Origin of the sequence: Jeotgalibaca porci (assembly GCF_011299095.1) — a bacterium.
In the GTDB taxonomy this organism is placed as follows: Bacteria; Bacillota; Bacilli; order Lactobacillales; family Aerococcaceae; genus Jeotgalibaca; species Jeotgalibaca porci.
In genome coordinates, this window is the sequence record NZ_CP049889.1 from 300,841 (window position 1) to 312,905 (window position 12,065).

Sequence of the window (12,065 nt, forward strand, 5' to 3'; positions counted from 1 at the left end):
TCACCAAAAAATCCAACTACACATTTTTTTTTTGCTTTTTTTAATATGTTTTAATAGTATTCGAACAACTTGTGGAGCTGTATCTTGGTATTCATCAATTAGAATTAATTGAGCTGTATCTTTCAAAACATCGCATAATTTTTTATATTTTTCGAACATTTTTTCTGCTAATATCAAAACATGATCATGTGTAACAGTACTATCTTGACCAGTTACTATATTGTAATACTCATCATAATTGATTTTAAAATTCCCAAAATAGGTATTATCAATTTCATTAATGCCTTTTGGTAATCTAAATATCTTTTCATCATCATCGTTAATGAGCTCAACTAGTGTACTTTTTATTTCACCTTGAAATCTTTTTAAAATATCCCATAAGAATTCATGAATAGTTGAAACATATAATCTTTCATTACTTATACGGTCCTCAATTTCATATACAGCATTATTTGTATATGTGATACAAACTATTGGCATATTACTATATTTAATCTTAACTTGATGGATAAGGGATATTAAAGAATAAGTTTTTCCACTACCAGCTCCACCTGTTAATATAAAATTGTCACCATTCTTAATGTATTCTAGAGCCTGTTTAACTTCAGGCTCTATTAATATTTCCTTAACCATATTAGCCCCTCTTCAATATAATTTGGAACTTCCCATCCATTATCATAGTAAAGTAAATCTGTTGCGAAAGTTGTTTTTTTATCAATGCAATTATTAGCTAATTCATAGGGTGATTTTTCTTTTGTAAAATCTTTAACATTCTTTAAAGATATAAACACATCTTTATATTTTTCAATGAATTCAAAATTGATATTAATAAAGGCCTCTTCGAAGCTTCTCCCTGGATATTCTTTGGTAATACCATCCTCTTTCGTTTGGTATGCAATTCTATGGTTTCCTTTTACTTTCTGTTCAAAAGAGAGATTAATAATCTCATCTAAATCTTTATTCTGCTTCTCTAAAAAGTTTGTAATTGTTGTATTATCAACATGATCTGCCTCTATATAATCACATTTTTTAATTCTTTTAGTTTCGATATTCCTTTCTCCATAATCAAGATCAGTTATTACTAATGTTTTAACATTTAGAAAGTTCATCAAATGCTTAAAAATATGTGCATGTGCTCCAACTTCTACTACAGAAACATTTTGTGAAGACAATGGTATAATATTATCATCAGACTCTATATTTTCATCAACCTTCTTCATCATTGCTTGCAATAGTATTCTTTCCGTATCTCCCTCTATTAAAATTGTCTTATCTGCAAAGAATAGCTCTGCTCTGGTAAGATGTAAATGTTTTTTTATAAAATCAAATGCTTCTTTATTATCCGAATATTCATCATTCAAGTCTCTAAATGCTCTAGCTTCTGTATAACCGTTGATTCGTGTCAGATATATTACATCTTCAAATTCGCTATCAGATACAATATGCGATGAATGAGTCGTCATTATAGTTTGAATATTTTTAGATCCATGTTTTTCGAGAAGATTTTTTATGTTTTTTATGAAAACATATTGTAACTGAGGGTGGGTATGGGCTTCTGGTTCTTCTATAAATAGTAAATTTAACCCTTGACAATCTAAATTTTTCTTCTCAAATTCTGTTGCGATCGCTTCAATTTCAAAAATCATACCTATCAAATTTAGATAACCTAGCCCATTATAACTTTCAGGTAAATATACATCATCCTTGTTATAAAATAATGTAGTGTTGTCTCTTAGTAAATCTTTTTCTTGGATCGTCGACAGTATTTCAATTTCCATATCATCAAGAGCACCAAATTCTCTTGACACGCCTATTACTTCACTAAAGACATTTGAATAAGTTTCTGTCAATTCTGAATCAGTTTTTTTTATAGCTTTTTGAAATTCTACAAAGCTCTCGTCATCAGTATCTTCTACCAATCTATAAAGCCGGTCAGATATATTTGATAATGAATGGTCACTAGATTTATTAGATATGTCTCGATTAGCCTTAATTCTCCGCAATCTTATAAGTCTTTTAATCTCATTACTAGTAGCTTCTTCTTTATATTTTCCGCATGCGGATACTGCAAAATAATCAAATTTAAAATATTTTTTTAAATTTCGACGCATATAAGAAGTAAATTCATCAAATTCTTCAATAAGTAATTTTTCTATATCTTGTTCTAACTTTAAGATCTGCTCTTCTTTAATTCTATACAGACACTCAAGTATTATTGTTTGATTATTTTCATCTAAGTCCATCATAAAGGGTCTCAATAAATCGTAAGAATCATTATCAGTATATTTAATATAAAGTACTAATCTTATTTCATAAGTCTTGCTTCTATCCGAAGTACCTAGCTCTGAGTATATTTGCTTTTGATATTTCATAGTGAAGTCATCCCATTCAAAAGCATCACTTGAAGTACCAGGTAATATTCGTTCTAAAATTTTTAATATTGAAGTCTTTCCTGTATTATTTTTACCTACAATTAAAGATAATTCATCATCTTCTTTTTCAAGAAAAGGTATCTCAACATTTTCTAACATACGAAAGTTCTGAACCCTCATTTTTTCTAAATACATAAGAAGCACCTCTACCTTATATTAGTTTATTAAATATGAACTAAATAAATTTTTCCAAAATCATGATCAAGTCCATAGTAATGTATAAGATTTTATAGTTTATCCATATATCTTTGACGTACAAATAGTGCTATTAAATATTGCCAATATATCTCTTGCAATGTCTTGTTTTCCCATTCTATCTTAAAGTACTTATTTAATTCCGGTTGAAGTTTTAATAATAGTAGACATGCCCAAGTTTCATTAGATACTCTGTTTATATTACTTGCCTCTTTTAAGTTATTAGTATAGAGGGCGATTTCATCAAGAAATGGGTAGCCTTCACTTTCACTTAAGTATTCTTGAATCTTTTGATTAGCATAATGATCGATTCCCTCAGTGCTTATACCGTATGGAAGAAAATACCTCTCATTATGGTTTAAATGCATTGTTTGAACCTCATAGGCATATTGACAAATAATATTTTCTTTTAAATTTTGCAAGGATCTCAGCTCTAAATCTCTCTCATCACCAAACTCCATATCCCAATTTACAAAATAAAAAATCTCTTGTATTGTCCAATATTCTATAGTTTCTCCATTTGCATAAGTTTCATTTATTATTTCTCTAGGATATCGTTCCATTACAGCAGCCTTTAGTTCTTTTAAATATAGTTTATCTACTTTCTCTGGGAAGTTTATTTTTTCATTTTGTAAATATTTTTCTTTATCCTGAATCAGTTTAACAAGTTTTACAGTCACTAATTCAAGTTTAGAAATAATTATTCTTATAGGTTCAATAATATCACTTTCTATCCATATACCTTTATATTTCACTTCTCCTAAACCATCTTCTGAGATTTCATCTTCTATACGAAGTTCTAGTTCAATATCTCCATCTATTATCCTAAATGATGATTTTTTTTTAAAATGAACATCTTCTAGATAGACCCCCTTAGATATTCCAAATTTTTTGAATGCTTTATCTGTTGTTCTTAAAGTATGTGCAGTTGTTAAACTTCTTAACGCCCTAAAAAAATCTATTTTTTGACGTTCTTTTTCTCGGTTTTTAGCATCTTTATTATCTGGTTGACCATACAAATCATTATATCCACTTTTTACAACTTTAAATACATTTTGAATTTCGTCAAAGGCGTTTAGGACTTGATATCCTTTCACTATTAATTCGTAATACCAACTACTATCATAGACATCATTTTGATTTATTTTTTCAATCAGTTGATTTAAATCTTGTACCCCTAAATTAATATTTATTAAAGCACTAAATAACAGTGACTTATTTTCACATTCCTTATATAAATCTAAAAATCGAAAGAGTTTATCTCTGAATGAATTATAATGTTCATTTTCTATCTCATGAATGTGTTTAACCATTTTATTACCCCTTAAAATTTTAAAGAATCATATTTAAGCTGTACTAACTTACTCTTCCTCAAAATAAAAATTATTTAACTCATACGTAGTCACTGGAGTTACATAAAATTCATACTTAGCTACTAAGTCGCATATATCATCACCATTAATTAACGTAATGACACGTGTTCCAATTCTTGATGCTTCAATCGCAGATCTAGTATAATCCGATGTCGTTATGAAGATACCATATTCTGCATTATACTTATCCATTGCTCCACGGAATTTATCGATTTCGGGAGAGCTTACTTTGCCTTCCCAACGTTTAGCTTGTAGTGCAACTCGAGTTGTTCTAAAATCATCGGCAGTTATGTACCCAAATCCATCAAGACCTCCATCAGCTGTCGTTTGGATTCCAATTTCCTTATCTAACTCTATCCCCATTCGTTTCATTAAACCTCTTGCAAACATCTCAAACTTATCAGGAGACATCTTCTTGAGTGCTTCATTAAGTTGAGCTCGCCAAACTTCTTCTATACCTTCAGAATCTAACATTTCTTCTTCTGGTTCTATTTCTGTGGTTTCAGTTATTTCTTTCTTCGCTTTCCTTTTCTCGGACTCTTCTTTCATTGCTGGTTCAGATAAAACACGTACCTCATTTACAGGATCGAAGGTGTCTAAATCTACTTTCCTACCTTTTTCTGTTAGTTCAACTTCACCTCTTTTTGGATACCTTACAAAATCAGCTAACATTAGATGTTTAATTGCAAAATTAAATTGATAATCAAATGGTTTATACTCATTCCCAGTTTGTTTTGACTTTCTAGTATAATCAATATAATCTTCAGGAATAAGTGTAGAGTTATCATATATATTACGTTTTACTTCTTTACGCTTCTCAATTCCTCCTAAGTCAGTCAATGATTTTATAACCGCTTTCATAATTAAGTTTTCTCGTTCATTATTTGTATATTCGTCCATAATTTTTGGTTTCATAACTATAGTAACTCTCCTTTTTAGAAAACCCCATATCCTTCAGCGTGGATATGGGGTTTAGTTAATCGAGTATCTTATACTTAATAATTTATCGTCTATTCATATTTTTTCTTTATCTCTACCATATATTCTGGCAATGTCTGTATAAGCTCCATAGTGTGTATCAATGGACTACCTTCTGGTTCTCGTGCTTCTATGTAGTTTATACTTCGCTGTAAGTCCTCAATATAAGGAATAACTTCTTTTTTATTTAACGAATATTCTTTAACAGATTCAGCTAGTAAGTCTGCATCTAGTCCCCAATCTTTCGCAAATTCATTAATTTCTCGCTGAGCTTTATTCTCTTTCCATTCCTCAAACAAATCGTCAAAACGTGAATTACTAGATAAATTTCCAGTTACTAATTCAGTATCCACAAATTCTTTTAATAATTTTGCCTGATCATCTTCACCCATATCACTTAATTCTTGGATTTGCTGGTGGATAATGCGCAAAGTTTCGGTATCGACTGTCTGGATTCCATCTTGATGGCTCACTCGGTCCCCAATCAAACCTAAAATATGATCTGCATCAATGACTTGTGTACCTGACAATTTAGCTCGACCAACTAAGGGCTGAACTGGTAAGATTACAGTGTCATCTTCTTCGGGCTTTAAGTTTTTATAAGCACCAATATATTTCATCCACTGATGCTCATTTATACCAAATTCTGTATCATTCCATTCATATTCGTAATACTGTTGAACAGTATTTAACTGTTGATTTGCATGCGTGAATGATTCAATGAAATTATCCAAATGTTCTTTATTTGTTTCTAAATCTGCCCAATTTGTTGGATCAGGAAGTACTTCTTCCATCCATTCAACGGCCTCTTTAAATTTATGAACAGCAACCTCATAATGTTCAACAATTGCTAGACTACTCGTTCCACCAGAACCATACAGTGTAAGTGCACTATTGACTTGCTCTTCTGTTATAGCAGGATATTTGTAATTAATTATCGTTCCAAACTCTTTCATAGGACCTTGTACTCGATTGGTTCTTGAATAAGCTTGAATTAAACCTTGAAGCTCTAGTGATCGATCTACATATAAAGTATTCACATACCTTGAATCATAGCCTGTTAGTAATTGATCTGCTACAATAATTAAATCAATATTTCGCGGATTGCGACCACTACCTCCACGAGTCGATCGGACCACTAAATCTTTGAAATAACTATCGCCATCTTCTACGCGAAACTCAATACCGGTAAATTTACCATAGTCTTTAAACATTTCACTGATCACATCAGGTGAAATACCGTCAGGGTCATTTTCATTTCCAAAGCTAAAAGTCATCGCAACATTTAAATCGTAGCCCATCTTAGCTAATGCTTTTTTAAATTCATTATGGTAAGCAATAACTCGATCCTTATAAGCAACAGTCAAAATGGCATTAAAGAATTTTTCTTGCGATTGGGATTCCCAATTAGAAAGAATTTCTTCCACTACTCGCGGAATATGTGTTTCATCATGGTAAGATAATAATTGTTCTTTTATAGCCATTTGCTCAATTTCTGCATTTGATTTGCTAAGTAACTCTCGCTCAATTGCTCTTTCTCCAAGTTCGGGTTTATTATTTAAAATTTTATCCGCTAAATCTTCTCTTAAACTAGAATAATCTTCGAACTCTCCTGTATTAATGTAATCCACATGAAAACCTAAAACATTCCCATCCCGAATGGCTTGGTCAATCGTATAACTATGCAATTCTGGACCGAAAAGTTTTTCAGTAGTGTCAATGACCTCACTATGTACATTAATCATTCCAGTTGATTTATTCTCATCAAATAATGGCGTTCCAGTGAAACCATAGAAAAGTCCATTTTTCTTAAAGTAACTCTTAATATTCACCATCATTTTACCCATGGTGGTTCGATGTGCCTCATCAATGATAAATACAATCTTTTTATCGGCTAGACTATAATTCTCATTCTCTTTTAAATCTTTCACTAAAGAATCCAGTTTAAAAGTTGTCGTCACAATAATTCCACGTTGTTTAGAAAGCAATTTCTTTCTTAGATGATATGTATGCGTAGTGTCATCAACCGTTACAGATTCATAAGCAGCATACGCTTTAAAGTTTGCACTTGTAGCTGCATCTAGTGAACGACGGTCGACTAAGAAAACTACTTTATCAAAGCCACCACGAGTAGATAAGAATAAAGCTGTTTTAAAACTTGTAATCGTTTTTCCGGAACCTGTTGTATGCCAAACATATCCTCCATGGCGAATTCCGTCTTCACCCCATCCTAAGGCAGCGCGTTCAACTGCTTGTAAAGCATATACTTGATAGGGACGCATTATCATGTGTCTACGATTCTCTTCATCTTCTGCTTCATCAATAATTAAATAATCTCCAACTAACTGATGAGCCATTGGAATCATTAAAAAGCGTTCAATCACTTTCTGCCAATCATTGATTGGATTATTGTCAGCATCTGCCCACTGAAAAACAAAACTTTTATTAAAGTCATTAATTGATTTTGGAGTCGCAAAGTATCGTGTGGCTACCTCAGACATAATAACCATCATTTGAGAAAACGCCATGAAATTATTGACAAATTCTCCATCTCGATAGTAGCGTTTAAATTGTCCAAAAGCTTCATCTAAAGATTTATCTGTTCGCTTTTGTTCAATGTTAATTAACGGTAAACCATTAATTAACAAGACAACGTCAAAGCGATTCCCGTTCTCACTTTCCACTTCGCGAGCAATTTGGTAGCTTGAGTCACCCCCGCGGACTTGAGACTTTTTAAAAATCGTTAACGTAATTTGTTGGCGAGTAATACCTGGATGATCATCTCTGTAAATTCCATCAATTTTTCCAGTTGAGCCTTCCATCGCTAAGAGTTTGGCTGCTTCAAAACTATTATCAATTTGTTTTACCTTTGCCAGTACTTGTTCAAACTCAGCATCACTTAAAGGAACTCCTTCTAATTGATCGGCATTCATTCGATTCAGTTCATGACGCCAATTTTCAATTAAATGATTGACCGTTACACGTTGTTTATTTCCATCTAAATGATCCGGTGCTCTCCATTTATATTTTTCTAATTCACGAATAAAGCGATCTTGAAAAACTTGTTCAGATGACGTTTTTTGTTGCATACAATTTCCTCCTTTCTAAACAAACATATCATTTAAGTAAGCTTGTTTTAACTTCTCTAACTTAGTTAGTTTCTCTTCTTCGATGTAGATTTGATTGTCTAAGTTTTTAAAAAAACTACCAATTTTTTCTTGTTCATCAATATCTATCGGTATTGGTATGATTAAATTTCTGACTTTTTCAGCATTTAAATTAGCTTGTGTTCCAGTTGATATTATTCTATCCCACATATTTTCTTCTTCCATTTTCACTAAATATTGAAATATATAATCCCTTGTTGGTTGAGTTTTTATAACCATGTTATAAAAAGCTTGTGATGTCGCACTTTTTATTTTTAATATTGCTACTTTCCCAACTGATGCATACATAGCCAACGAAATGGATTCTTTTGGTACAATCCAAGCTGCTGAATTATTTAGCCCATTAACAGTAATTGTTTTTTCTGTATTAAATATATATCCATTTGAATTTGTAATATCAGAAATACCTAAAAATGGAATATCTCCACCATAATAATCTTCTCTTGTTGTTCTTGGAGTTCCACCAGATCCACTTTGATTAAGTACTTGTTCTAATCTTATTTTTCTCCAAACTCCTTGAAATCCTTCAAACCGTCTTTTCGGATATTTTTCTCCTTCTTTTGGAAACATCTCCGAAAGATAAGCAGCTTTGATATTTTTTACTTTGTTTACTTTCGATTGTTGCAATTGAATCATTTTATCGATTTTTTCAAAGAAACTTCCTATTTTTTGTTGTTCTTTTAATTCAGGAATTAGTAGCATCATTTTTTCCAATTGTTTCCCTGAAACTTCAACAAATGTTGATCCAGCTCCAACTATTTCAGCATAGTTTTTTATTTCTTCACTTCTGGAATATATAAAATATGAATTCAATATATTCTTCTTAGGGACGATTGATTGAAACCCTTGATTAGTAGTACTTTCTTTTTCTAGAATAGCTGTTTTTCCTATTCCAGCACGAGAAGTAAATAAAACAGTTCCTATCGGTAATATTTTAGCTGAACTTTTTTTAAGTCCTAACTTTGTAATTTTTCTTTCACTACTATTTAAGTATGATGTCTCACCAATTTCTGTTGGTGAAAACCAGTTTATATCCCCGTTCCAGTATTTTTCAACTTGAGTACTAGGAGTTCCACCCCCTACAATATCAGCAACTTCCCCTAATTTTGTATATTTCCAATCTAAGTTTTTTAAAAAACTTTTAAATCTTAATCTCGGTATCAATTTTTCTTTATTCATTAGCTGTCACCACCAATTGATCGGCCATTTCTTTAAAGCTGGCTTCAAGGTCTTTGTATTCAACTTCTAAGTCATCTAAAGTATCTTTATATCTTTCATTGAGTTCTTTTAAGGTATCTAACTCTTCTTTCAACGGCACCTCAATTAAACGAGTCATATTTTCTACTAAGTCACCAAACCATTTTTTATACACTAGTTGATCAATCTCTTGATCCGTTAGGTCCAAAATACGGTTTTGCAGTTTCTCATCGAGTGCTTGTGTTTTCTCTCGTCTAGTTCGAGTAATTTCTGTACGTTTAGATAAGAGGTCTAGTACTCTTTGAACTAATTGATATTCCTCAGTATTTTCTTCATAGTTCTTAATTTCTTTGCGAATGTTTCCAACAGTAAATGAATTCTTGCTTTCGTTTAATGATTCACCAAGAATTTCATTCTCAACAGAATCTTCCACTTGGGCTGATTCAACTAGCTCATCAAGTGCTGATTCAACTTCACCAATTTCTGCTTCAATTTCTTCAATCAGTTTCGCCTCTTCTGCATAGAGTTTGTTGCGAATTAATTCAGTTGGTACTAGCGTTCCAACCCAACCTTCTTGTTCTTCACGTTTGTTTTTACCCGTTCCTTTAGTCACGATATTTGGTTCTCTTGAGCGACCTAGTTCATAGAAGTCACCTGCTGATATTTTTTCTACATCTTCTGTCAGATAATTTTCCCATAGTTCAGCGACTAACTGATAACCATCATAAACATTTAAATGCTTAAAGTTGGTAAGTATCTCTTTAATTTCTGCTAACATTTCGTCCATTAATGGACGAACCTCTGCTGGGTCATCTACTTGCCTTATGATTGGCCAGTAATGGTTGATATAAGCATTAATTCGCTCAGTCATTTCCGTTGCTTTTTCTTTCATTTCTTTACTATTTAAAACACTTTCAGTTAGTTCATCTATTTCTTGATTTAACTCATAGTAATTTGGTCGAATCTCTTCTAAAGCATTTCTTAAAATAGTCGGTGCAATTTCGTTTAGTACATGAAGGTTTACTATGTTTTCTTTTGGAATTCCACCGTATAAATGTGCATCCACATCATGCGGTATTTCTTCATCTGGTTGCACTACATAGCGTGGGATATTTAGATTGTACTCATTCTCAAGGATTTCTTCTCTTGAGACATTATAACTATATCCATCTATTGTTTCCCTTGAAGTGTACGTATCTACAATCTTTGCGATGTCTTTTTCTTCTAAGACATTTTGTTTTCCTACTTTAATAAAGTTTTTTGATGCATCAATCATTAAAACAGGTTCATCTAGTGCTCGATTTTTCTTTAAGATCATAACGGTTACTGGAATACCTGTATTGGTAAACAAGCTTGATGGCATGCCAATAATCGTATCAATGTAATTTTTCTCTAATAGGCGCTGACGGATTGCTCCTTCTGCACCTCCACGGAATAATACACCATGTGGTAAAACAATCGCCATCGTTCCTTCTTGCCCTAAGTGGAAAAGTCCATGAAGTAAGAAAGCGAAATCTCCTCGACTTGGTGGTGGAAGTACTCCAGCAACTTCAAAACGCGGATCACTCACTGTTAAGTCAAAACGATTCCACCCTTTTACAGAATATGGTGGATTCATGACTACTGCGTCGAATTGAACTCCCTCATTTGGTCGTTCTGGATCTTCTGGCCAATCCTCAGCCAAGGTATCCCCATTTTTAATCATCATTTTTTCAGGACGAACTCCATGAAGCAGTAAGTTCATTCGTGTTAAGTTATAAGTTGCGGTATTTTTTTCCTGTCCATAGTAGGAAAGATTTCTCTGTTCATGTGTATCTAAATGTTTAGCAACTGTTAAAAGTAAGGATCCAGAACCAACTGTTGGATCATAAATCGAGCGAACATCTGAAGATTTAGCAACGATTCGAGCCATTACCTCACTTACTTGCTTTGGCGTATAGAATTCTCCAGCTTTCGCACCAGATTCCATCGCAAACTGTCCAATTAGATATTCATAAGCATCACCTAAGATATCGCCTTTTTGTAAGGCAACCATGTTTAAGTCCGCAAATAGTAGAATTAAACTCTGAATATTTCGACTACGTTCATTTAAATTACTTCCTAAAGCTGTATCGGTCAAATCGATTGTTGAGCTAGAAAATAAGCCTTTAAAATCATCTGCGCCTTCTTCTATAACAATAGTACGCTCAAAGTTATGTAGACTGTCTGTTACCTTCTGTACTTCAAATTCTCCATTATTTATATCCATTAACCAAGTTTGATATAAGTATTCTGGTAATACATAATAACCAAGTAAACTTTGAATCGTATTATTTAATGCATCACCATAAGCATCATGAGCTTCTTTATAGGCCTTAACCAATTCTCTTTCGCTTATATCGTTGCCTAACTGTGAACTTTCTTTAAACGTATTAAGAGTTTTATCACTTAAAAATTTGTAAAACATTAATCCAAGCATATAGTCTTTATAGCGACTCGCATCCATTGAACCACGTAATTCATTTGCGCCATCCCATAAACGACTTTTAATTTCTTCTGAAGTTATCATTATTAATTTCTCCTCGTATATAGTAACTATCTATTTTTAGTTATTTTTGAAACAACTGCCAACCGATTTTTTTCCACATTGTTGTCTTATTATCGTTGTATATTCATTGTTTTTAATTATCTTATCTACATTATTTTCGTAGATCATCTTTCTAAAACATTATCTCTAGTCAGAA

7 protein-coding genes are annotated in these 12,065 nt (G+C 32.3%); all 7 read right to left on the reverse strand.

What is annotated here, in order from left to right; translation table 11 throughout:
- Positions 1-633, reverse strand: coding sequence for a UvrD-helicase domain-containing protein (locus G7058_RS11850; protein ID WP_227004471.1), 633 nt, complete (start codon positions 631-633; stop codon positions 1-3).
- Complete coding sequence (locus G7058_RS01690; protein WP_166061914.1) at positions 615-2,567, reverse strand: ATP-dependent nuclease; 1,953 nt, start codon at positions 2,565-2,567, stop codon at positions 615-617. Before G7058_RS01690 ends, G7058_RS11850 begins: the two co-directional genes overlap by 19 nt.
- 92 nt (positions 2,568-2,659) lie before the next feature.
- On the reverse strand, positions 2,660-3,940 hold the full coding sequence (locus tag G7058_RS01695) for a hypothetical protein (RefSeq protein WP_166061915.1): 1,281 nt from the start codon (positions 3,938-3,940) through the stop codon (positions 2,660-2,662).
- A 48-nt stretch (positions 3,941-3,988) separates the two neighbouring features.
- Positions 3,989-4,915 (reverse strand): restriction endonuclease, encoded by a 927-nt coding sequence (locus G7058_RS01700; protein WP_227004472.1) that lies wholly within the window; start codon positions 4,913-4,915, stop codon positions 3,989-3,991.
- Positions 4,916-5,010: 95 nt separating this feature from the next.
- Positions 5,011-8,067 (reverse strand): type I restriction endonuclease subunit R, encoded by a 3,057-nt coding sequence (locus G7058_RS01705; protein WP_166061916.1) that lies wholly within the window; start codon positions 8,065-8,067, stop codon positions 5,011-5,013.
- Between the two features lie 15 nt (positions 8,068-8,082).
- On the reverse strand, positions 8,083-9,324 hold the full coding sequence (locus G7058_RS01710) for a restriction endonuclease subunit S (protein WP_166061917.1): 1,242 nt from the start codon (positions 9,322-9,324) through the stop codon (positions 8,083-8,085).
- Entirely contained in the window at positions 9,317-11,890 is a 2,574-nt protein-coding gene (locus tag G7058_RS01715; RefSeq protein WP_166061918.1) for a type I restriction-modification system subunit M, read from the reverse strand. The genes G7058_RS01710 and G7058_RS01715 overlap by 8 nt, the downstream gene beginning before the upstream one ends.
- Positions 11,891-12,065 lie beyond the last annotated feature (175 nt).

Excerpts from the sequence above, each read along its gene's own strand:
- G7058_RS01695 (WP_166061915.1), bottom strand. The coding sequence starts at position 3,940 with ATGGTTAAACACATTCATGAGATAGAAAATGAACATTATAATTCATTC.
- G7058_RS01710 (WP_166061917.1), bottom strand. The coding sequence starts at position 9,324 with ATGAATAAAGAAAAATTGATACCGAGATTAAGATTTAAAAGTTTTTTA.
- G7058_RS11850 (WP_227004471.1), bottom strand. The coding sequence starts at position 633 with ATGGTTAAGGAAATATTAATAGAGCCTGAAGTTAAACAGGCTCTAGAA.
- G7058_RS01690 (WP_166061914.1), bottom strand. The coding sequence starts at position 2,567 with ATGTATTTAGAAAAAATGAGGGTTCAGAACTTTCGTATGTTAGAAAAT.
- G7058_RS01705 (WP_166061916.1), bottom strand. The coding sequence starts at position 8,067 with ATGCAACAAAAAACGTCATCTGAACAAGTTTTTCAAGATCGCTTTATT.
- G7058_RS01715 (WP_166061918.1), bottom strand. The coding sequence starts at position 11,890 with ATGATAACTTCAGAAGAAATTAAAAGTCGTTTATGGGATGGCGCAAAT.
- G7058_RS01700 (WP_227004472.1), bottom strand. The coding sequence starts at position 4,915 with ATGAAACCAAAAATTATGGACGAATATACAAATAATGAACGAGAAAAC.